Below are 20,123 nucleotides of genomic sequence, written 5' to 3'. Positions count from 1 at the left end.
ACCCCGGAACAATATCGGGGCCATCTGATCGCCGCATAGAAAACGTGGGCTTTTTATTAAACTGTCCATTTTACGGGGCTCAGTTCAGTGTTCGCATCAGCTGGCCTCTTCTCATGGCAATTCTCTAAATTTAGTATTCTTTGTTCAACGTGGTAAATTCATCTTCTTTCAAAGGTGAATCGCCTTTTGAATTATGTCCATAATAGGTGACGACGTACTCTTTCTCTTGATTGGTTTTGACGAAAAATTCATACTCGACTCTGTTTTCGTCCTCGAAATTCAAGCGATATAAGTACCCAAATTGATTCATGCTGAACTCGACATCATAGGCGCTCTGATCGATTGAAAAATGCTCAGTTAACGTTTCGTTCAAAAAAGTTTCTCGCTGATCTACCTCATGAAGAAGGAAAAAGATACCTCCTAACAGGAGTAACGCAAAAGCGAGTTGAGACTTGGGTGTAGGTTTGTTAGATGCCATCTACATCAGCCTTCCTTAAATGAGATTAATCAACTGCTACCGAGTAAATATGACAAAGACCGCTCAATGAAGCGGTCTTTGTCATGTCTTCTTCGGCGAAGCACTAAAAGCAAAATACAACCCGACGCCAATTGCGAGTCCAATCAAGTAGTGATCGAGCGCGATGGCAGTCGAGACACCGACGCCGAGGGCGATCGGAAAGGCGTAGCTGCCGGTCGTTTGTTTATTGGACATGGAGCATGCCTCCTTTGTCCAGTTACTACGGGCGCCGCCTCAAAAAGTTTCAAGCCTTCTTCTTCGTCCCTTGGAACGCGAAGAACATCGCGATGCCAATCCCGAGTCCGAGCCACCAGTTGTCGAACAACAGCCCGAAAATGAGAATAAAGGCGACGGCGACCGGGAGTGCCAAAAAGCCACGTTGACGTTTCATGCGAATCATCCTTTCTACGTCTCTCTTCTCGTCTGTTCCCGCTTTAAAGGTGATTCATTCAAAAAAGACGGTCCTGTCAGTCGGACGTCTCTCGTTCGGTGAGTGATGTCGCATGCGTTGAGCTATTGGGATATAAGTAGATGGAGAACATCGTGCCTTCCCCGTACACGGAGTCGGCATGGATGCCCCAGCCGTGCGCTTCGGCGATCCGTTTACAGATGCGAAGGCCGAGACCGGTCCCTTTGATCGGGCGGTGTGCATCCGAGTCGACCCGGTAATACTCATCGAACACATACGGGATGGCGTCACTCGGGATGCCGATTCCGGTGTCACGGACCGACAGGACATACGTGTCGTCTTCGTTCGTCAGCTCGACGTAGACCGTGCCGCCGTTCGGCGAATACTTGATCGCGTTGCCGATCAAGTTATGGAGCAGTTGCAACAGCTTCTCCTGATCGGCCTCGAGGGTCATGTCATCCGCGGACAAGATGACGTCATGCTGGGGGGCCGTCGCTTGATAGTGCACGACGATGTCCTCGAGCAATGGTCGCAAGTCGAACGTCGACAACGACAATAACTCCACGGAATAGTTCACACGCTGGTAGTCGAGGAAATTATCGACGAGCCGCTCGAGCCGCTCGGCCTCCCGTTTGACGAGCGTCAACATCCCATGCGTCTTCTCGTCATCGCCATGTTGGTACATGAGCAACTCCGCGTAACCGTTGATGGCCGTGAGCGGGGAACGGAACTCGTGGGACAGTTCGGCCAAGAAGGCGTCTTTCTGCTCCTCGAAGCGGATCGAGTCGGTGATGTCTCGCCACATGAGGAATGCGCCGCGCGGCGTATGTGTGAAGTTCACAATGACTTGCATCGTGCGCTCGCCGATGCGGAGCGACTTCGCATCCATGCTCGGGCAACAGCCGAACCGGTTCGTCATGAGTTCTTCCCAAATCAGCGTTACATCGTTCATATCTGCGCCGTTCCGCTCGAACGCTTCGTGGAAGAACCGGGTCATGTCTTCTGGGCGCGAGAAACGCTGGTTGACCATCGAAGGACAGATGGCGCGAAGCTGTTCGTTCGAATACAGATGGTTCCGTGTGAAGTCGATATAACAGACCGCATCTTGAACTTCTTCGACAAGTGAATGAATCGGTAACGACTGGGGTGCGTGAATCTGGTTCATTCGTTTAGCCGTCGAGCGCCCATGGTACCGGCGAGCCGGATAGAATGACTTTCGAGTCATCGCGCGAACCTCCCTTCGATATAAAGCTATATATATACGTAAAGTAATATCGACATACTCCTTTATTATACGATATTCGCCGATGATTCCCTATACCCCCCATAGACCTAGCTAGAAATGGGTCACAACCGGGATAGTCGGACGGAATGCGCACGATTCTAGGAAAAAACACCTTCCTCGTATGTTAGAGGAAGGTGGTAGGATTAGAACAACGTATACGGGTTGACACTATTGGCAGCCGTCGAGCTGCTGTAGACGTATTTATTTTTATGGATTTCGAAATGAAGGTGGCTTCCGAACGAGTTGCCGGTGTTGCCGACCGTTCCAATTTTCGCGCCTTTGGCGACTTTTTGTCCTTTGACGACGTTCAAACGATCCATATGGGCGTAGACGCTCGTGTACGCTTGACCGTTGATCGTGTGCGAAATCATGACGTGGTTACCGTACGCTCCATAGTTACGGGCGACGATGACTTCACCGTATGCTCCAGCTTGGACTGTCGTGCCTTTCGCGGCCGCCAAGTCGATGCCGTTATGGAACGTGTAGCCGTATTTGCCGCTCGCCGGGCCATACCCTTGCGTCAACGTGCCTTTCGCAGGAATCAAGAACTTGCCCGCTGTCGCTGTTTGGAGTGACGTGCTGCTATATTTTTTAACATATGTACTCGAGACGTATTTTGTACTGCCGTTATAATTGATTTTTGTCCATGAACCGGTCGCGCCGAGATAGGTGAACGTTTGGCCGAGTTTGGCACTGCCGACTTTTTGATAAGACGTCGATGGGCCGCTCCGCACGTTCAAAACATTCGTCGTGACTTTGACTTTATACGATGTAGCTGCCTCTACCGGTGTCGAAGCGGGAAGTGTCAAGCCGGAAACAAGAAGGGCGCCTAATGTGATCGTCATCAGTTGTTTTTTCATAGTATGGTAAATCCTTTCAATTATGGAACAATGCGACAGAACAATGATAATTACCTTATAAAAAAATTTTACCATCAAAAAATAGATTCTAATATGTCATTTATATTTCAAAAAAGTATAATCGTTATGAAAACGATTGTGTATTAGAGAAAGTCCAGTCATATCAACGAAAATGAGACATGCAACGTTTTGTTGGTAAAAGAATATATGCCTAAAATTCAAAAAAACTCCGATTTCTCGTAGTTTAGCTTTTGAAAAACAGGGTAATTTTAATTAGTTTAGCCTAAATAAAAAAGGGCCGATGAGAATCAATCCCTTTTGTCAGTTGCTTCCTTGAAATGCTTCGTCCCATACATAAGAAAAACCGAGGCATGTGCCCCGGTTTCACTTGCCTGCTCTTACTGAGAAGGTGTGACCACGTTCCGACAAACGTTTTGATTAAAGTGCCGACAGTTCTTCCTCGGTGACCCATTTATGGTTGGTCACTTCTTCGCCGGATTCTAACGTGAAGTCGACCATATAGACCGTCGTCTCTTCGACAGAATCGATGGTAGCAGTCGTGCCGCCCATACCGCTCATATGCTCGGCATTGACTTCAACCTCATCGCCGACCTCGTACGGGTCGTCCTGTGCACCTTCAATCTCTTCATGAATGATCCATTTATGGTCTTTGACGCGCTCGCCTCCGTGCATCGGGTCGTACGAGATACTGTAGGCGACCGTATCGTAGGCGCCGACGATGGTCGCTTCCGCGCCTTCCATGCCAGGCATATGGGCCTCTGTGATGACGGCCGTGTCGCCGACCGCGAACGTCGGGTTCTCTGCTGACTTCAAGCCTTCGGGGACGTCACCAGACCCGGACATGTCCATTCCTGAATGGTCGTTCCCGTCCATCGTCTCTTCCATTTGATCATTCATGTTCGTATCATTATTCGTCGTGTCGTCTTCACCACAAGCAACGAGTAAACCGCTCAGTGAGAGTGCCATCGTCATCATTCCGAGTTTCTTATTCCATTTCATTCATATTCCCTCCAAGTAAAGTGTGATTAGTCTACTTTCAATTGTCCCATCATCCCGTTTTCTTCATGCTCCAGGATGTGGCAGTGATACATAAACGTCCCTGTCTCTTGAAACGTCATTTCAATGTTCACTTTCTCGCCCGGTGCGACGGCGACCGTATCTTTCCAGCCACGTTCGTTGTCAGGCGGAGGCTTGCCGTCCCGTTCAAGTATCCGGAATTGGACGCCATGGACGTGGAACGGGTGGGTCATCCCGCCCATCATGTCTTCTCTGTTATAAATTTCCCACACCTCGGTCGAGCCTTGCCGGACGTTAATGTCAATCCGGTCAGGGTCGAACTGTTTGCCGTCAATCGTCACCATATTGCCCATCCCGAACAACGTGAGCCGGCGATCGGCCGCGCTCGCCTCGTTAGCGACAGGGGCTTCCGTGAAAGCATCCGTCCAGTCGCCATCTTGCTCGATGTGGTCACGCACCGTGAACGTCGTGAACGGGATTCCGTCCGCTTGAAGAGCGAGGTCGTCCTCGAGCGACAAGTCGGAAAAGTCGATTAAAATCTCGGCCCGTTCACTAGGTGTGAGCGTCAACGTCTCAAGCGAAACCGGTTGGTCGAGCAACCCGCCGTCAGTCGCGATTTGAGTGAACGCCTCCCCGTTCGATAGGGAGAAGTCGAGATTCCGGGCGTTAGAGCCGTTGACGAGACGGACGCGTAACGTGTTCGTCGTCACGTCGAACGTTGTATTGATTGCTCCGTTCGCAATCAACGTATCACCGACCGTCCCATCGACGTTCATCTGGCGGTCGTAATCGAGTTGTCCGTCGGCTGTGAAGAGACGGTCTTGAACGATGAGCGGGATGTCATCAACACCGTATTCATTCGGCAACCCGGTCTCCGCTTGGTTCGTCACGTACAAGAGTCCGGCCAAACCAAGGTATACTTGTTCGGCCGTCGCGCCCATCGGATGCGGGTGAAACCAGAGTGTGCCCGGTTCTTGGTCGATATCGAGACGAACTTGTCTTTGTTCACCCGGGGCAATCGATTGATGGGGTCCGCCGTCTTCGGCTCCCGGGATGACGAGACCGTGCCAATGGAACGAGGTCGGTTCATCGAGCTGATTGATTGTATTGATATAGACGGTCTTTCCAGCTGGTAATTCAATCATCGGTCCGAGCAAATTCCCGTTATAGCCGAGCGTCTCGGTACTGACACCTTGATTGAAAAATCGGTGCTCGCCACGTTCGGTACGAACCGTATAATAGAGCGCCTCGTCCGTGACACGGTCAGGTCGTAGCCGTTCCGGGATGGGGAGTCGTTGATTCGGTTCGTTCGACGCGACGAGCTCGACGGTACCCCCACGTCCCATCCCGCCGTTGCCATGCATCATGCCACCATCGTTTCGATCTCCCATGAATGAACCGTTGCCCATCATCCAGTTTCCAGGAGCAAACGTGAACAAAAGCAAGAACAATCCAATCACGATACTGACTATACCCATCCCAATGACCCATTTCGTTACGCGGTTCATAAGGCATCATCCTTTCGGTTAAAAGCGAGAGCCTATTTAGTTATACCAACAAGTTATGAAATATTTGTTAAACGGAAAATAAGTTTTTATATACTATATAGGGGTATATGGTATACATAGGAGGTGGTCAACGTGGAACATTCACACCACGCGTCATCTCATCATGAACACGGGGAAGCGCATGACTCGCATACCGGCGGACATGAAGGGATGATTGAAGAGTATAAGCGTCGATTTTTCGTCTCGTTAGGGCTGACGATCCCGATTCTCATATTGTCAGATATGATTCAAGAGTGGGCCGGTTTCGAACTCACGTTTCCTTATGAAAAGGAGACGCTGTTCGTGTTGGCGACGATTGTGTACGTCTACGGAGGGTGGCCGTTTTTGAAAGGGAGCATCGATGAATTGCGTCAACGAAATCCGGGGATGATGATGCTGATTGGACTTGCCATCAGCGTCGCGTACTTCTATAGTGTTGCCATCGTGTTCGGATACGGGCATGGGCATGACTTCTTTTGGGAGTTGGCGACGTTAATCGTCATCATGTTGCTCGGGCACTGGATTGAGATGCGCTCGATCATGGGTGCTTCGAACGCGTTGCAACAGCTCGTTCGTCTATTACCGAGCGTGGCACACCGCATCAACGGGAGTGACATCGAGGACGTTCCCGTCTCGGCGCTCGCTGCTGGGGATTTGATTCTCGTCAAACCGGGCGAGCAGATTCCTGTTGACGGGGAACTGCTGAAAGGGCGGACGACGGTCGATGAGTCGATGTTGACCGGTGAATCGATGCCTGTCGAAAAAGAGACCGGGGATGTCGTCATCGCAGGATCAATCAACCAAGAAGGTAGCATGACGATTTCGACGACAAGCACGGGAGAGAGCACATACTTGGCGAAAGTCATCGACTTGGTCAAAGAAGCGCAGGAATCCAAATCGAAAACGCAAAACCTAGCCAATCGGGCCGCCAAGCTCTTGTTTTATGTCGCCGTCGGATCGGGAGTGCTGACGTTCGCCATTTGGGTCGCCCTCGGATATCCGGTCAGTATGGCTGTCGAACGAATGGTCACCGTCATGGTCATCTCATGTCCGCACGCGCTCGGTCTCGCGTCTCCGCTCGTCGTGGCGGTCTCGACAGCCCTGTCGGCGAAACGCGGACTGTTGATTCGGAATCGGACTCAATTCGAAGAGGCGCGTCATCTCGATGCGGTCATTTTCGATAAGACGGGAACGTTGACGAAAGGCGATTTCGGGGTGACGGACATTGAAGCCGCATCTGCTCATACAGAAGAGGAAGTGTTACGTCTGGCCGCCGCGGTCGAGACGGCCTCGCAGCATCCGCTCGCACGAGGTATTCTTCGGGAAGCGGAAGCACGCAAGTTGACGTTGCCTGAAGTCGTCGATTTCGCTTCGATCACGGGGGTTGGATTAGAAGGACAGGTAGAGGGAGGTCACGTTCAAGTCGTCAGCCCCCGCTATATTCGGGAGCATGAGCTCTCAATTGACGAAATGGCGTTCGACCGATTATCGGCCGCCGGGAAGACCGTCGTCTTCACGGTTCGAGACGGGGACTTGGTCGGTATGATCGCCTTGGCGGACATGGTTCGCGATGAAGCGAAAGAGACGGTCCGAGCGTTGAAAGACCGGGGCGTCCGTTCGATCATGCTCACTGGTGACAACCGAAAAGTGGCCGACTGGGTGGCGTCGCAACTTCATATCGAGGAAGTGTACGCCGAAGTGTTGCCGGATGATAAATCACGGCAAGTGCAAACCGTCCAAGCCGACGGCAGCAAAGTGGCGATGGTCGGGGACGGCATTAATGATGCACCGGCTTTGGCCCAAGCGGACGTCGGCATTGCCATCGGGAGCGGCACCGACGTCGCCGTCGAAACGGCCGATATCGTTCTCGTCCGGAGCAACCCGAAAGACGTGCTGTCGATTCTCGACTTGTCTCGCAACACATACAACAAGATGATTCAGAATCTGTGGTGGGCCGCCGGCTATAACATCGTCGCCATCCCGCTCGCGGCCGGTGTGTTGGCCCCAATCGGCATCATCTTGTCACCGGCCGTCGGTGCCGTGCTCATGAGTCTCAGTACCGTCATCGTCGCGCTCAATGCCCGGACGCTCAAGCTTTAACAATTCTTTCATCTTTGGTCTCTATAATGAGGAGGATGCTAAAGATGGAGGGAACTATTATGAAACGAAAGCTACTCGTACCGATGTTTTTGACGACTGTATTTCTTGCCTCGTGTGGGGGTGCGACACCAGCGAGCGAGTCGAAGGAACCGGTCACGGAAGAAAAAGAGACGTCGACGGAACAGGTGCCGGACCGCTGGACAGCGACAAAAACAGGCATCGTGGTCTCGCATATCCACGGTGCCGGCTTTTGGCCAGACGGGCGTCCGGTCATCGCGACGCATACGGGACTGATGGAATTCAGAGAAGACGGCTGGTACGAATTGTCCTCGAACCGTCACGACTATATGGGCTTCGAGCTCGTCAAAGACGGATTCTATGCGAGCGGTCACCCGGCACAGGATTCACCGTATAAAAATCCGCTTGGTGTCGTCCGCGGGACCGATAAAGGGGAGACGCTCGAGATTCGTTCGCTAGAGGGCGAGGCCGATTTTCACTATATGAGTGCGGGTTTCGAATCCGAGAGCCTCTACGTGTATTTAGAAACGGCGACCAGTGAACTCGAACCAGGTTTTTATCGATCGCTCGACGGCGGTACGTCGTTTGAGCCGATGGAGATGGATGGCATCGAAGGTCGAGGCATCGCCGGCATCACGGCCGATGCAAGCGAACCGAAACGCGTCTTCGTCTATGGTCCGGACGGCATCCTCGTCTCAGACGACGGGGGAGACACGTTCGAGCCGTTCCTGGAACAGAAGAATATCGTCACGATGGCATCGACGAAAGGGAAATTGGCGTCAATCACGAAAGACGGTGCCTCGTTCGATCTGGTGGTCTCGGATTTGACCGACGAGACGGAGACGACCGTTGAGCTGCCCTCGCTGAACGCGGACAGCGTCCCGATCGAACTGGTCAGCCAAAACGGGCGATTGTTGCTAGCGACATCGGATAACAGTGTGTACGTCTTTGAAGACGAGGAATGGACGCAACTGTTGCAAGCAGGGAAAGTGAAATGAAAAAAATCCGGCGCCTGAGCTCAGGTGCCGGATTTTTTTAGTGGGGCGGAAGCGTGATGGTGAACATCGTCCCAGATGAATCAGAGGCGACGGTCAACGTACCATCATGCAACCGGATGATTTGATGGGCGATGGCAAGCCCGAGTCCACTGCCACCCGTACGACGGGAACGTGATTTTTCGACCCGGTACAGGCGATCGAAGATGTAAGGCAGATCGTCTTGAGGGATACCTTTCCCGTCGTCTTGAATCGTGAAGCGGAGTGCTTCATCCGTAAGTTGCATATCGAATTGGATATGGCGTGCCTCGCTATGTTGAATCGCGTTGTGGGCGATGGAGCGGAACACTTGTAAGATGCGATGTCGATCTAACTGTAAGACGACGTCTTTGGAGGAGCAGTCGGTGCTGCTAGCAAACGCGATCGAAGTCACTCGGAACATTGTGGCTAGCACGCGTTGCAAATCGTCGCAGAGCGCATCGACGGCCACGGGTTCGCGATGCAACGTGAACGTGTTCTCGTCCAACTGGGCGAGCTGGAACGCGTTCTCGACGAGCTCGGTCAACGCTTGGCTCTCCTCGAGAATCGTCTGAATCGACTGTTCTTTTAACGACTCTGGCGTCTGTGGTTTGGATGCGATTTCGGCATATCCTTGCAGATACGTGAGCGGCGTTTTAATCTCGTGGGCGAGGTCCGACAAGAACTGATTCCGTTCTTTCCGGAGACGAGCCAGTTCAAGCGACATCGCTTCAATTGAGCGGGCCAATTCGCCGATTTCATCCTCTCGGGACGTCGGAAGGGTCAACGTTTCGGGATTCGTCAACACATCCTCGGTCGCTCGGCGCAACAGCTGAATCGGATTTGAAATCAACCGGCTCAGCAAGACGAACGTCATGATGGTGATGACGAGGGCGATGCCGGTGATATAAAGAAACCGGAGTTGGAGCCGATGGCTGATGCCATGGATAATCTCGGTCGGTAGAAACATATACACATACCCGTAGCGGTTGTCATTTTCCATCGCATCAATCGGGGTCCGTACCGCGAGATACGGTTCGTTCTCCCAATCGTCTTCGAGGATGGTCGTCATATTGTCATCGCCTCGGTTCGCTTCCGTTTGGATGAGCACCGAGAGCGGGTCGGGGAAGCGGTTGGATGTCTGTAGAATCGAGTGGTCGGGAGCGGTGATGGCAACTTTCGTATCGGTCTCGCTCTCCATCGTCGCGACGTGGTCAATCGTCTCCTCATCAAAACTCATCGCTAGTACGCTCGCATGGCTTTCCGCTCTCGATTCGAGCCGGTCGATTTCTTCGACAACACGTTCACCGAGGAGCGTATGGTAGAGCAATAAGAACAAGACGCCTTCAATCAATAACGTCGTCAATAAAAAGATCAGGCTGATTCGGAATGGGAGGCTATTACGTCGGAATGTCATGAGTCCGACCGCTCTTCGGTCCAGCGATAGCCGCGACCCCACACCGTTTTCAAATAATCGTCAATCGGGAAGCCGGCCTCGCCGAGTTTGTCGCGAATCATGCGGATATGGGCATCGACCGTGCGCGGGTCCGACTCGGACGAGTAGGGCCACACCAAGTCGTATAAATCCATCCGGTTGTATAGCCGGTTCGGATGTTGCAAGAACAGTTTCAAGATGGCTGTCGCTTTCGGCGTCATGACGACTTCTTGTTCTTGATAGAGGATTCGTCCGCTCGCTTCCTCATAGCGCAGCTGTCCGTAGTTCACATTGGTGACACGGCTCCGTCGCAACACCGCACGAATCCGGGCCAGGAGCACATTTCCTTCGAACGGCTTCGTGACATAATCGTCGGCACCCGCGTCCAACCCGCGGATCGTTGTCTCACTGTCCGAGCGGGCCGTCAACAACACGACGGGCAGTTCGGCATCGAGCGCCTTGATTTGGCGGCACAACGTGATCCCATCGACGCCGGGCATCATGATGTCGAGCATCACTAAGTCCGGACGTTCGGAAATCCGTTCCATCGCTTCTCGTCCGTCAGCGGCCTCGATACAGGTGTAGCCGTCGCCTTCGAGGAATAGGCGGAGCAACCGTCTCATTTTCATTTCGTCATCGACAATCAAAACTTTCATATGTGGTCCTCCTATGATTCTGAGCCGTCTCGTCTACATAACGGTTTCGAGAGAAGGGGAACGTTCTCCTTGTCCCTCAGGGCAGTTTGGGCAATTGAAGAAACCGTCGGACGAGTTCGGGTTCGTCGAATGGTACGGCTTCGTCTCCGATGCGCTCGACGCGGTCATGCCCCTTTCCGAATATGACCCCACAGTCATAGTCCGCCATCTGGTCACAGAAGAACCGGATGGCTGGTTCGCGTTCAGCGAATTGGACCAGTTCGACAGATGACCCGGCCGCCAAATCGTCGAGGATGTGTCGGGGGTGTTCGTGACGTGGGTCATGGACGGTCAAGATGACATCTGCTCCTGAAGCAACGACCACCTCCATCATGTTGCTGCGCTTCATGCGGTCGCGTTCGCCAGCAGCACTGAGTAACACGAGTACACGCGGATAGCGGGCCGTCAATGACGTCACGACTTGTTTGATGGCGTCCGGGGTATGCCCATAGTCGATATAGACCGATTGATTGATTCCGGTCACTCGTTCGAGGCGTCCGCTCGGTAACGTCAACTTCTTCAGATGAGGAAGAATCTCTGCCAACGGAATACCGGTGTGCAGGACGATGCTGATAGCGCATAACGTGTTATCGAGATTATAGTCCTCATAAAACGGGAGGGGCGATTGCGCCTCCTCGTCGCCTAACTGGAGCATGAACTGCTCGTCTTTCTGATACCCGATCAAGTTTGCGGTAGTCGAGTGACGACTGAATAAAAAGGAGTCGGCGACGGATGGTGCCATCGACAGCATGAGCGCATGATGCGAATCGTCGGCATTGACGATGCCACACCCTGAATCCCTCAACTGGGCAAACAACTTGGCTTTCGTGTAGGCGTACGTCACCATCGTCCCATGATAGTCCAAGTGGTCGTGGGACAGATTGAGAAACGAAGTCGTCTCGAACTGTAACTCGGCAATCCGAGACTCCGCAATGGCCTGAGATGAGACTTCCATCAGACAATCAGTGACACCATCCTCGACCATGGCGTGAAGGTGGCGATTGATCGTCAACGGGTCAGGCGTCGTGTTCGGTGTCCCAAACTTCTGTCCGCAGTACGTGATGCCGAGTGTGCCGATGAGACCGGCTGACATCCCGATGTGCCCAAACAATTGATGAGCAAGTGCCGTCGTCGTTGTTTTTCCGTTCGTCCCAGTTACGCCATGCAGGCGTAGCCTCGTTGAAGGGTAATCGTAAAACGCGTGGGCAAGTTCCGCCAACGCTTGTTTCGTGTCCTTACAATAGATGACAGGTACCCGAGCCTCAATCGGACGTTCGGCGACGATGGCGACCGCTCCGTTATGGATTGCCTCGTTCACGTAGTCATGGCCATCATGACGGTAGCCTGAGATACAGACGAATAAAAAATTTTGTTTAATTTCTTTGGAAGAGAAGGAAATGCCCTCAATCATCGTTTTGGCAGGATTGTCTAAATACGTCCATGTCACGAGCTGTTTCAGCTTTGTCAACAGGTCTTGCAAGGTTTTCAACACTTCTAATTTCTCCTTTATTGGCAAAGTCCATTTTGACAGTATAACCGTCGTTTGTGAAAAAGAAGTGAAATGAGAGCGAGGCCTATGTCTCGAGCGAATCCTCAATGTTTTAACGAAATTGGATTAGGCAATCGATTATTAAAACAGACCATCAGAAAAGGAGGAGTAGACGATGAAACCTTACGCAAAATTTGGAGTGATGATTCTCATATCGACATTCCTCATGTATTGGCTCATGTATTTGAACGTGTTCCAACTCGACCACGTCTTCTTCAGTCAGACGCGTCTGTACATGGCGCTCATCATGGGATCGGTCATGGCGTTCGTCATGTTGCTGTTCATGTGGGGCATGTATAAAAACAAGAAGTTGAACGCCGTCATTTTAGGCGTGAGCGCGCTCGTGTTCGGACTATCGCTATGGCTCGTCCGGAGCCAGACGACGGTCGATGACGTCAGTTGGATGAAGGCGATGATTCCGCACCACTCGATCGCCATCTTGACGAGCGAGCGGGCCGAGATCGAGGACCCGCGCGTGAAGCAGCTGTCAGAAGACATCATCGAGACACAACGACGTGAAATCGAAGAGATGAAGCGGTTGATTGAAGAGTTAGAGCGAGAAGAAGCGGCAAAAGAAGAGGAAGCAAAAACAACAGCGACCGAGTGATGCGGTCGCTGTTGTCATGTGTGAGGGTGCAGTTGGGCCTCGATCAATTCGACGGCAATCGTCAGTGCTTGAATGCGCCGTTTGGCGAGTGTCAGTTGTGACTTGTAACGTTCGGGGTGATCTTTCGCCTCGAGCGTTTTCACGGTTTCCTGCAGTTTGTGGAGAATCGAATCGATTTGTCGCTTTGCCTCCGTCAGTTCTGTTGTTGAATAATCCATGTGACCTCCTAGATGGTTTTCCTCCAGTATACATAAGAAAAACCGAGGCGATGGCCCCGGCTTAGCGTATTTGCGGTATATATTTTCTAGTACGGCGGTTTGTCGAGCGCGGTGCGACGAGGAAGAAGATTCCTAACATCACGCCGACTCCAAGTCCCCAAAGACTGTTGAACAACAACATCAACACGATCCCGAAGACGAGTCCAATACTCACATCACCCATACGGTCAAACATTTGTAACCACCTTTTCTGTGTTTGCTAGACTAAAGGTTTACCCACAATTGAGAAGTGATACACCTGGGAGGCTAGCACGTCTCCCTTTTGTTATACGTGATTTTTCTGACCAGGTTTCGTTTTATAGAAACTATAGACGACACTGATCAAGATGACGAGGACGATTGCGCCAAGTGACATCCAAATCGGCATTTTGTATACGTCGCCCAATACCATCTTCGCTCCGATGAAGACGAGCATGAAGCTGAGCCCGTGCTTCAAGTAGTAGAAGCGGTCAATCAAGTTGGCGAGGACGAAGTAGAGGCTACGGAGTCCAAGAATCGCCATGATGTTTGCATAGAAGATGATATACGGATCACGCGAGTAGGCGAAGCTGGCCGCGACCGAGTCGACGGCGAAGACGATATCCGACAGCTCGATGAAGATGAGCGCGATGAACAGCGGCGTGAAGAACAATTTGCCGTTGATACGTTTCGTGAACTTACCAGACGAGATGTCTTGCGTGATCGGCAAGCGGCGCTCGAGCCAACGGATTGTCTTGTTCTCTTCGAGCGATTCGTCCTTGCCGATGTTTTTGAACATCATCCATCCGGTATAGATGAGGAAGGCACCGAACACGTAATAGACCCAACCGAAGTTCTCTAACAACGACACCCCGGCGACGATGAAGACGGCCCGGAAGAAGATTGCCCCGAGAATGCCCCAGAACAATACCTTATGCTGATACTTGAGCGGAATCGCGAAGTAGGCGAATACGAGCGAGAAGACGAACACGTTATCGATGGCGAGTGCTTTCTCGATGAAGTAGACGCTCGCATATTCTGTCGCGACCGTGCTGCCTTGCGAGTAGAACAACCAACCGCCGAACGCGATGGCGATCCCGATCCAGACGAACGTCCATGTCCATGCCTCACGGAGCGAGACTTCGTGTGCCTTGCGGTGGAACACCCCGAGGTCAAGCGCGAGCATGAAGACGACGAGTGCCAAAAAGGCGATGAGTAGGGTCAACAATAATTCCTCCTTTTAAGTTCATGTGAACTCTATATAATAAATTTAAGGTCATAAGAACTCAAAGTCAAGAGAATAAACTGCGATTCCGCAAAAAAACACTCCGAATCGATTTCGGAGTGTGCAAACTTAATGCTTTTCAGAGCGACGTGACCAAATGACCCGGACGATGAAAGCGCCTAGTCCGAGCAGGATGACGGCGAGGACGCCATACATGACATGCGAATACGTCTCGATATGGCCAAGCCACACTTGCCAATTCTCCCCGACGTACACGCCGACAAAGATGAGCACCGTGTTCCAAATTAGCGTTCCGAGTGTCGTCAGCATCAAAAATTTGACGAACGGCATGTTCGACATGCCGGCCGGAATCGAGATGAGGCTGCGGACGACGGGAACGAAGCGACCAAAGAAGACGAGTTTTGGTCCGAAGCGGTCGAACCAGCGATCGGCCATACGGACGTCGTCGACTTTCAAATAAAGACGTTTGCCATAACGCGCGACCCATGACTCCAGACGTTCCTCGTCGAAGAATAGACCGACGCTATACAAGACGATGGCCCCGATGACGGCACCGACCGTCGCCGCGAGAATCATCCCGATTGGGGACAGTCCCGTCGTCGTCGTGAAGAAACCGCCGAATATTAAAATGAGCTCGGACGGGATAGGCGGGAAGACGTTCTCGATAAAGATTAGGAAGAGCACGCCCCAATAACCGAACTGCTCAATCATTTGTTGAATCCATTGTTCCATGAATCGGTTCTCCTTGCGTATATGACATCTCTGTCTACTTTACCCGACGGCAAGGAGCACGCCTATACGACTTGAGGTTGAATTTCGACTCAAATCGCGCCGATGACCGCGTGCGGGATGTACGGTTCTTCGAGCGAAGCCATCTCTTCTTTTGTCAACGTGACGGCCAACGCACCGACCGCCTCGTCTAAATGACGCGCTTTCGTCGCCCCAATGATTGCCGAGGTGACCGTGTCTTGTTGCAAGAGCCAGGCGAGGGCGACCTGTGTCCGGGTAATTCCCCGTGTCTCAGCGATTGCGGCGACCCGCTCGATGATGAGCCGGTCGGCGTCCATCGTCGCGTCATACTTCGAACGTTGAATCACGTCCGTCTCAGAGCGGTGGGTCACGGTCGACACGTCGCGTGTCAGGCGTCCCGAGGCGAGCGGACTGTACGGTGTGACCCCAATTTTCTCTTCCCGGCAGAGCGGCATCATTTCACGCTCTTCTTCCCGATAAATCAAGTTCAAATGGTTTTGCATCGACACGAACCGGGTCCAGTTGTTTCGTTCCGCCACGTGGAGCGCTTTTTGGAACTGCCAGGCGTACATTGCCGATGCACCGATATAGCGGGCCTTCCCGGATTTGACGACGTCATGGAGCGCCTCCATCGTCTCTTCGATCGGTGTGTCATAGTCCCAGCGGTGGATGATATACAGGTCGACGTAATCGGTGCCGAGCCGTTTCAAACTATGATCGATTTCCGACAGAATCGCCTTCCGTGACAAGCCGCCGCCGTTCGGACCGTCGTGCATTCGACCGTGAACTTTTGTCGCGAGAACGATTTCGTCTCGGTTCGCATAATCCCGAAGCGCACGTCCGACGTATTCCTCGCTCGTGCCTTTCGAGTAGATGTTTGCCGTGTCAAAGAAGTTGATACCGAGGTCGAGTGCTTGTTTGATGATCGGACGGGTCGCCGCCTCATCGAGTACCCAGTCATGAATCCATCGGTTCGCGTCGCCAAAGCCCATACAGCCGAGACAGAGCCTTGAGACATCGAGTCCCGTATTGCCAAGTTTTACGTATTCCATGAAAATGCCTCCTTCAAAGTTGATACGTGGAGAGGAACCGTTCGAACTCATCCACGGTGCTGTCGTCGTTGACGGTCAATCGTAATTCGGTATGGGTGTCGATCGGAAGCGCTAGCGCCTCGACAAGTGCCTCTGGCGTCGGTTCGAGTCGGAATGAATCGAGCCGAATCACCACGTTATGGGCAAGTGCGAAATGCGCACAACGGGTGAGCAATGTCGCGAAGCCACGTTCGACCGTCACGTGATACGTCTTTTCCATGTCGATTCCCCTCCTTTGCCACCAGTATGACGCGAGATGTGGGGCGAGCGTTAGCGCGTTCATGTCGTGTTTTTGCCTAATCCTCTCAACAGGTTGGACAGGGCTCGTCCAAGAAAACAATCTGCCGTATACTGAAGGGGAGAAAACCGAGGAGGGTGAACGACATCGAGACACGACTGCAACTGATTGACGTCATCACACGACACATACCGGGGGACGGGGTGCATCCGACAATCGTCCCGGCGATGACGTTCATTCATGAATCGATGGTGACCGAACCGATCACACGCGTCAATGAACCGTCATTTTGCCTAATCCTGCAGGGGGGGAAAGAGATGTTGTTCGGTGACGAACGGCTCGTCTACGAGGGCGGGCATTACCTCGTCGCCTCGGTCGACTTGCCTGTGACGGGCCAAGTGACGAAAGCGAGCGCAGACGTCCCATACGTGGCGTTGAAACTCGAGTTGACGATTGACGACTTGATCGATGCCGTCGGGCACGTCGAGCTGACTGAGCCGCATGAACCGAAACGAGGCATGTATATCGCCGATGCCGACGAGGCGTTGTTCGATGTCGCGCTCCGACTCGCCCGTCTCGTCGACACACCGGATCACGTGGCACTCGCGCCGCTTTATAAGCGCGAGCTCCTATATTGGGTGGCGCAAGGGTCGAACGGAGAGATGTTGCGTCAGTTGGCGTTCGAGGGAAGTCAGGCGTTCCGGATTAAACGCGTCATCGACCACATCATCGCGAACTTCAACGAGACGATTCGAAGTGAGGAATTGGCCCGAGTCGCCAATATGAGTGTCTCGACGCTCCACCGTCATTTTAAGGAAGTAACGGCGATGAGCCCGCTCCAATTCCAAAAACAGTTACGGCTCCAAGAGGCGAGACGGCTGTTGCTCATGCAGGCGACAGACGTGGGCGAGGCGGCGTTCCAGGTCGGCTACGAGAGTCAATCACAGTTCAGCCGCGAGTATGCCCGGTTGTTCGGGCTGTCGCCACGGGCCGACGTGCGGCAACAACGACAGCTTTGACAAAGGAAATGCGCGAGCGGTATGCTTGAGGGGAAAACGACATACATCAGGATTGTTACTGGATTGCCAGGCAAAACCTAAACTGGGCGCACGTGTTGCGTCTGGTTTAGGTTTTTCTTGTGTTCAGGACAAAAAAAGGAGGATATTATGCGACACATCATCTTTCTAGACGTCGACGGCACGCTCGTCGATGACCACGGCAACATCCCGGAATCGGCCAAAGAGGCTGTCCGGCAGGCGCGACAGAACGGTCATCTCGTCTTCTTGTCGACCGGGCGCTCGAAGGCGGAGCTGTTTTCGGACATTCTCGACGTCGGCTTTGACGGCATCATCGGGGCAGCCGGCGGCTACATCGAACTCGAGAAAGAAGTGTTGTACCATCAACAAGTCTCCGTCGATGATTTGAGCCACCTCATCTCCTTCTTCACGGAACACGGCATCGATTTCTATCTTGAGTCGAACGACGGCCTGTTCGCCGGCGGCAACGCCAAGGCACGGGTAGCGACGATGATTGACGAGTTGATGGCGAACAATCCGGAGGCGAGTGCGACGATCGAGCGCGGCTTGAAGCCGTTCCATGACGCAATGATGGAAGGGGTCGACCTCGTCCGTCCCGATGTGAACAAAATCTCGTTCCTCGGCTCATCCGTGCCGCTCGACGTCATCCAACAAGAGTTCGCATCCCGCTTCACCGTCATCCCGAGCACGGTCGCTGTATTCGGGGCTAACAGCGGGGAGCTCTCCATCCCGGGCGTCAACAAAGCGACGGCGATTGCGACGCTGCTCGAACATCTAGGTCTCGAGCGAGCGCAGACGTTCGCCTACGGGGACGGGTTGAACGACATCGAGATGCTCGAATACGTCAAGGTCGGTGTCGCCATGGGCAATGCCAAACCCGAGGTCAAGCGTGTCGCCGACGATGTGACGGACGCCTGTGACCAAGACGGGCTTGCGAATAGCTTCAAAAAGTATCGACTCATCTGAAAAAAAAGCCAAGCAACCTCTCTTCAGGTTGCTTGGCTTTTCGTCGCGACATCGTTCACGACATCGGCGAGGGTCACATGCTTCAATACCGATTCCATCGCCAATTGGGCGTGGATAAAGATCGGCTCGATCGTCGCTTGGATATGTTGGCCGACGGGGCACGCCGGGTTCGGGTTGTCATGGATACTGAACAGCTCGTTCTCCTCGACGACACTGACGGCGCGATAGACATCATAGAGCGAAATCTCGGTCAAGTCTTTCGTCAGTTTGGCTCCGGCGACGCCAGGCTTCACTTCAATCAAGTCGGCCTTCTTCAACATGGCCATGATTTTTCGGATTAGGGCCGGGTTCGTGTTGACACTGCCGGCCAAAAAGTCAGACGAGGTGACGCCGTCCTGATTGACCTCGATCAACGTCAAGATATGAATGCCGACCGCGAAACGGCTACTGATGGACATAGGCTACCACCTTTCTGCACAAGTCATGTAAGTGAATTGGTTACATCTTCAGTATAACAGGGAACAAACAATTGACAAACGAAGATGCTGTAACTATGATGATTACATGTAACTGATTTAATTACAGGTTAAAAGGAGGAAATGATTTATGAAATACTTAGTCACAGGTGCAACCGGGAAACTCGGTTCGAAAATTGTCGATGTGTTACTCAAGTCGGTACCCGCAAGTGAACTCGCGGTCAGCGTCCGCAATCCGGAAAAAGCGGAAGCACTGAAAGCGAAAGGTGTCGATGTGCGACATGGGGACTTCGACAAGCCCGAGACGCTCGATGCAGCGTTCAAAGGTGTCGAACGACTGCTCATCATCTCGGCGGACGGGGACAACGACACGCGCATCCGTCAACATGCGAATGCCGTCGAGGCGGCCGAACGCGCAGGCGTATCGTTCATCGCCTATACGAGTCTCGCCGATGCGACAGAAAGCCAAAACTTGATGGCACCGCCACATGTCGAGACCGAAGGCGCAATCGAGCGGACGGGGATCCCGCATGCGTTCTTGCGCAACAACTGGTACTTAGAGAACGAACTCGGCAGCATTCAAGGCGTGCTCGCCGGTGCGCCGTGGGTGACGGCGGCCCGTGACGGGAAAGTCGGTTGGGCGCTACAGGACGATTATGCGGAAGCCGCTGCGAACGTGCTCCTCGCCGACGATTTCGAGCAGGATACCTTCGAATTGTCGGGTCCGCTCCATACGCAAGCCGAACTCGTCGAGGCGCTCGGTGAAGTGCTCGGCCGCGAAGTGCCACTCCAAGAAGTGAGTACCGAGGCGTACGCCGGCGTCATGCGCGGCGCCGGGGTGCCAGAAGGAGCGATTCCGATTGTCGTCGGCATTCAAGACAGCATCCGCAACGGCTCGCTCGAGGTCGAGTCGAACGATTTCGAGTTGGTGCTCGGTCGTCCGGTGACGCCGCTGAAAGAAGCGCTACAAAAATTGATTGCCACATTATAAAAGCAGACCGCGAATCGAC

Annotated in this window: 23 protein-coding genes; 6 read left to right on the top strand and 17 right to left on the bottom strand. The window is 53.0% G+C overall.

From position 1 onward, the window contains the following. Positions 1 to 130: 130 nt before the first annotated feature. The 7 genes from KNP81_RS13605 to KNP81_RS13575 form a co-directional block, all read right to left on the bottom strand. Positions 131 to 478 (bottom strand): hypothetical protein, encoded by a 348-nt coding sequence (locus KNP81_RS13605; RefSeq protein ID WP_214720344.1) that lies wholly within the window; start codon positions 476 to 478, stop codon positions 131 to 133. A gap of 81 nt (positions 479 to 559) precedes the next feature. Beyond that, on the bottom strand, positions 560 to 712 hold the full coding sequence (locus KNP81_RS13600) for a hypothetical protein (RefSeq protein ID WP_214720343.1): 153 nt from the start codon (positions 710 to 712) through the stop codon (positions 560 to 562). A gap of 49 nt (positions 713 to 761) precedes the next feature. Next, the gene (locus KNP81_RS13595) at positions 762 to 908 is read right to left on the bottom strand and encodes a hypothetical protein (RefSeq protein WP_021066172.1); all 147 of its coding nucleotides are present in this window, start codon (positions 906 to 908) and stop codon (positions 762 to 764) included. Positions 909 to 984: 76 nt separating this feature from the next. Then, complete coding sequence (locus KNP81_RS13590; protein ID WP_251130363.1) at positions 985 to 2,151, bottom strand: sensor histidine kinase; 1,167 nt, start codon at positions 2,149 to 2,151, stop codon at positions 985 to 987. Between the two features lie 203 nt (positions 2,152 to 2,354). Further along, positions 2,355 to 3,071, bottom strand: coding sequence for a peptidoglycan DD-metalloendopeptidase family protein (locus KNP81_RS13585; protein ID WP_058764770.1), 717 nt, complete (start codon positions 3,069 to 3,071; stop codon positions 2,355 to 2,357). A 438-nt stretch (positions 3,072 to 3,509) separates the two neighbouring features. Further along, positions 3,510 to 4,091, bottom strand: a complete 582-nt coding sequence (locus KNP81_RS13580) for a YdhK family protein (RefSeq protein ID WP_214720342.1) — start codon at positions 4,089 to 4,091, stop codon at positions 3,510 to 3,512. A gap of 26 nt (positions 4,092 to 4,117) precedes the next feature. Continuing rightward, on the bottom strand, positions 4,118 to 5,617 hold the full coding sequence (locus KNP81_RS13575; protein ID WP_251130362.1) for a multicopper oxidase family protein: 1,500 nt from the start codon (positions 5,615 to 5,617) through the stop codon (positions 4,118 to 4,120). A gap of 282 nt (positions 5,618 to 5,899) precedes the next feature. Here KNP81_RS13575 and KNP81_RS13570 point away from each other — a divergent pair, with 282 nt between their 5' ends. Both KNP81_RS13570 and KNP81_RS13565 read left to right on the top strand, forming a co-directional pair. Then, the gene (locus KNP81_RS13570) at positions 5,900 to 7,756 is read left to right on the top strand and encodes a copper-translocating P-type ATPase (RefSeq protein WP_380081699.1); all 1,857 of its coding nucleotides are present in this window, start codon (positions 5,900 to 5,902) and stop codon (positions 7,754 to 7,756) included. A 59-nt stretch (positions 7,757 to 7,815) separates the two neighbouring features. Continuing rightward, the gene (locus KNP81_RS13565; RefSeq protein ID WP_214720341.1) at positions 7,816 to 8,772 is read left to right on the top strand and encodes a F510_1955 family glycosylhydrolase; all 957 of its coding nucleotides are present in this window, start codon (positions 7,816 to 7,818) and stop codon (positions 8,770 to 8,772) included. Positions 8,773 to 8,809: 37 nt separating this feature from the next. Here KNP81_RS13565 and KNP81_RS13560 read toward each other — a convergent pair whose 3' ends face one another. The 3 genes from KNP81_RS13560 to KNP81_RS13550 all read right to left on the bottom strand — a co-directional run bounded on the left by KNP81_RS13560 (position 8,810) and on the right by KNP81_RS13550 (position 12,409). Then, positions 8,810 to 10,204 (bottom strand): sensor histidine kinase, encoded by a 1,395-nt coding sequence (locus KNP81_RS13560; RefSeq protein ID WP_214720340.1) that lies wholly within the window; start codon positions 10,202 to 10,204, stop codon positions 8,810 to 8,812. Continuing rightward, positions 10,201 to 10,878, bottom strand: coding sequence for a response regulator transcription factor (locus tag KNP81_RS13555; RefSeq protein WP_214720339.1), 678 nt, complete (start codon positions 10,876 to 10,878; stop codon positions 10,201 to 10,203). Before KNP81_RS13555 ends, KNP81_RS13560 begins: the two co-directional genes overlap by 4 nt. A gap of 76 nt (positions 10,879 to 10,954) precedes the next feature. Then, the gene (locus KNP81_RS13550; protein WP_214720338.1) at positions 10,955 to 12,409 is read right to left on the bottom strand and encodes a UDP-N-acetylmuramoyl-L-alanyl-D-glutamate--2,6-diaminopimelate ligase; all 1,455 of its coding nucleotides are present in this window, start codon (positions 12,407 to 12,409) and stop codon (positions 10,955 to 10,957) included. 172 nt (positions 12,410 to 12,581) lie between these two features. Between KNP81_RS13550 and KNP81_RS13545 the strand changes: the two genes are divergently transcribed. Continuing rightward, positions 12,582 to 13,073, top strand: a complete 492-nt coding sequence (locus KNP81_RS13545) for a DUF305 domain-containing protein (protein ID WP_214720337.1) — start codon at positions 12,582 to 12,584, stop codon at positions 13,071 to 13,073. Between the two features lie 14 nt (positions 13,074 to 13,087). Here KNP81_RS13545 and KNP81_RS13540 read toward each other — a convergent pair whose 3' ends face one another. The 6 genes from KNP81_RS13540 to KNP81_RS13515 form a co-directional block, all read right to left on the bottom strand. Next, positions 13,088 to 13,291, bottom strand: a complete 204-nt coding sequence (locus tag KNP81_RS13540) for a hypothetical protein (RefSeq protein WP_214720336.1) — start codon at positions 13,289 to 13,291, stop codon at positions 13,088 to 13,090. A 61-nt stretch (positions 13,292 to 13,352) separates the two neighbouring features. Next, entirely contained in the window at positions 13,353 to 13,526 is a 174-nt protein-coding gene (locus KNP81_RS13535) for a hypothetical protein (protein ID WP_214720335.1), read from the bottom strand. 90 nt (positions 13,527 to 13,616) lie between these two features. Then, positions 13,617 to 14,534, bottom strand: coding sequence for a TerC family protein (locus tag KNP81_RS13530; protein WP_214720334.1), 918 nt, complete (start codon positions 14,532 to 14,534; stop codon positions 13,617 to 13,619). 129 nt (positions 14,535 to 14,663) lie between these two features. After that, positions 14,664 to 15,287: a DedA family protein gene (locus tag KNP81_RS13525; RefSeq protein WP_214720333.1), complete on the bottom strand. Its 624-nt coding sequence runs from the start codon at positions 15,285 to 15,287 to the stop codon at positions 14,664 to 14,666. An 89-nt stretch (positions 15,288 to 15,376) separates the two neighbouring features. Continuing rightward, the gene (locus KNP81_RS13520) at positions 15,377 to 16,357 is read right to left on the bottom strand and encodes an aldo/keto reductase (RefSeq protein WP_214720332.1); all 981 of its coding nucleotides are present in this window, start codon (positions 16,355 to 16,357) and stop codon (positions 15,377 to 15,379) included. Between the two features lie 13 nt (positions 16,358 to 16,370). After that, complete coding sequence (locus tag KNP81_RS13515) at positions 16,371 to 16,616, bottom strand: hypothetical protein (protein WP_214714411.1); 246 nt, start codon at positions 16,614 to 16,616, stop codon at positions 16,371 to 16,373. Positions 16,617 to 16,771: 155 nt separating this feature from the next. Here KNP81_RS13515 and KNP81_RS13510 point away from each other — a divergent pair, with 155 nt between their 5' ends. Both KNP81_RS13510 and KNP81_RS13505 read left to right on the top strand, forming a co-directional pair. Next, entirely contained in the window at positions 16,772 to 17,653 is an 882-nt protein-coding gene (locus tag KNP81_RS13510; RefSeq protein ID WP_353048095.1) for an AraC family transcriptional regulator, read from the top strand. A gap of 147 nt (positions 17,654 to 17,800) precedes the next feature. Beyond that, entirely contained in the window at positions 17,801 to 18,637 is an 837-nt protein-coding gene (locus KNP81_RS13505; RefSeq protein ID WP_214720331.1) for a Cof-type HAD-IIB family hydrolase, read from the top strand. A gap of 23 nt (positions 18,638 to 18,660) precedes the next feature. On the opposite strand, the gene KNP81_RS13500 is transcribed toward KNP81_RS13505, so the two are convergent. Then, positions 18,661 to 19,095 (bottom strand): Rrf2 family transcriptional regulator, encoded by a 435-nt coding sequence (locus KNP81_RS13500; RefSeq protein ID WP_214720330.1) that lies wholly within the window; start codon positions 19,093 to 19,095, stop codon positions 18,661 to 18,663. A 148-nt stretch (positions 19,096 to 19,243) separates the two neighbouring features. Here KNP81_RS13500 and KNP81_RS13495 point away from each other — a divergent pair, with 148 nt between their 5' ends. Next, the gene (locus tag KNP81_RS13495; RefSeq protein ID WP_214720329.1) at positions 19,244 to 20,104 is read left to right on the top strand and encodes an SDR family oxidoreductase; all 861 of its coding nucleotides are present in this window, start codon (positions 19,244 to 19,246) and stop codon (positions 20,102 to 20,104) included. The last annotated feature ends 19 nt before the right edge of the window (positions 20,105 to 20,123 follow it).

Origin of the sequence: Exiguobacterium sp. s149, from assembly GCF_018618395.1 — a bacterium.
GTDB classification, from domain to species: domain Bacteria; phylum Bacillota; class Bacilli; order Exiguobacteriales; family Exiguobacteriaceae; genus Exiguobacterium; species Exiguobacterium chiriqhucha.
The sequence above is the reverse complement of the archived record's forward strand: the minus strand, read 5'-3'. Positions and strand labels throughout refer to the sequence as shown.

Bases quoted from the DNA above. Each gene is read 5' to 3' on its own strand.
- KNP81_RS13585 (WP_058764770.1), bottom strand. From the start codon at position 3,071: ATGAAAAAACAACTGATGACGATCACATTAGGCGCCCTTCTTGTTTCC.
- KNP81_RS13495 (WP_214720329.1), top strand. From the start codon at position 19,244: ATGAAATACTTAGTCACAGGTGCAACCGGGAAACTCGGTTCGAAAATT.
- KNP81_RS13525 (WP_214720333.1), bottom strand. From the start codon at position 15,287: ATGGAACAATGGATTCAACAAATGATTGAGCAGTTCGGTTATTGGGGC.
- KNP81_RS13555 (WP_214720339.1), bottom strand. From the start codon at position 10,878: ATGAAAGTTTTGATTGTCGATGACGAAATGAAAATGAGACGGTTGCTC.
- KNP81_RS13590 (WP_251130363.1), bottom strand. From the start codon at position 2,151: ATGACTCGAAAGTCATTCTATCCGGCTCGCCGGTACCATGGGCGCTCG.
- KNP81_RS13505 (WP_214720331.1), top strand. From the start codon at position 17,801: ATGCGACACATCATCTTTCTAGACGTCGACGGCACGCTCGTCGATGAC.
- KNP81_RS13535 (WP_214720335.1), bottom strand. From the start codon at position 13,526: ATGTTTGACCGTATGGGTGATGTGAGTATTGGACTCGTCTTCGGGATC.
- KNP81_RS13560 (WP_214720340.1), bottom strand. From the start codon at position 10,204: ATGACATTCCGACGTAATAGCCTCCCATTCCGAATCAGCCTGATCTTT.
- KNP81_RS13605 (WP_214720344.1), bottom strand. From the start codon at position 478: ATGGCATCTAACAAACCTACACCCAAGTCTCAACTCGCTTTTGCGTTA.
- KNP81_RS13600 (WP_214720343.1), bottom strand. From the start codon at position 712: ATGTCCAATAAACAAACGACCGGCAGCTACGCCTTTCCGATCGCCCTC.
- KNP81_RS13575 (WP_251130362.1), bottom strand. From the start codon at position 5,617: ATGAACCGCGTAACGAAATGGGTCATTGGGATGGGTATAGTCAGTATC.
- KNP81_RS13570 (WP_380081699.1), top strand. From the start codon at position 5,900: ATGATTCAAGAGTGGGCCGGTTTCGAACTCACGTTTCCTTATGAAAAG.
- KNP81_RS13520 (WP_214720332.1), bottom strand. From the start codon at position 16,357: ATGGAATACGTAAAACTTGGCAATACGGGACTCGATGTCTCAAGGCTC.
- KNP81_RS13545 (WP_214720337.1), top strand. From the start codon at position 12,582: ATGAAACCTTACGCAAAATTTGGAGTGATGATTCTCATATCGACATTC.
- KNP81_RS13580 (WP_214720342.1), bottom strand. From the start codon at position 4,091: ATGAAATGGAATAAGAAACTCGGAATGATGACGATGGCACTCTCACTG.
- KNP81_RS13540 (WP_214720336.1), bottom strand. From the start codon at position 13,291: ATGGATTATTCAACAACAGAACTGACGGAGGCAAAGCGACAAATCGAT.
- KNP81_RS13515 (WP_214714411.1), bottom strand. From the start codon at position 16,616: ATGGAAAAGACGTATCACGTGACGGTCGAACGTGGCTTCGCGACATTG.
- KNP81_RS13500 (WP_214720330.1), bottom strand. From the start codon at position 19,095: ATGTCCATCAGTAGCCGTTTCGCGGTCGGCATTCATATCTTGACGTTG.
- KNP81_RS13595 (WP_021066172.1), bottom strand. From the start codon at position 908: ATGAAACGTCAACGTGGCTTTTTGGCACTCCCGGTCGCCGTCGCCTTT.
- KNP81_RS13565 (WP_214720341.1), top strand. From the start codon at position 7,816: ATGAAACGAAAGCTACTCGTACCGATGTTTTTGACGACTGTATTTCTT.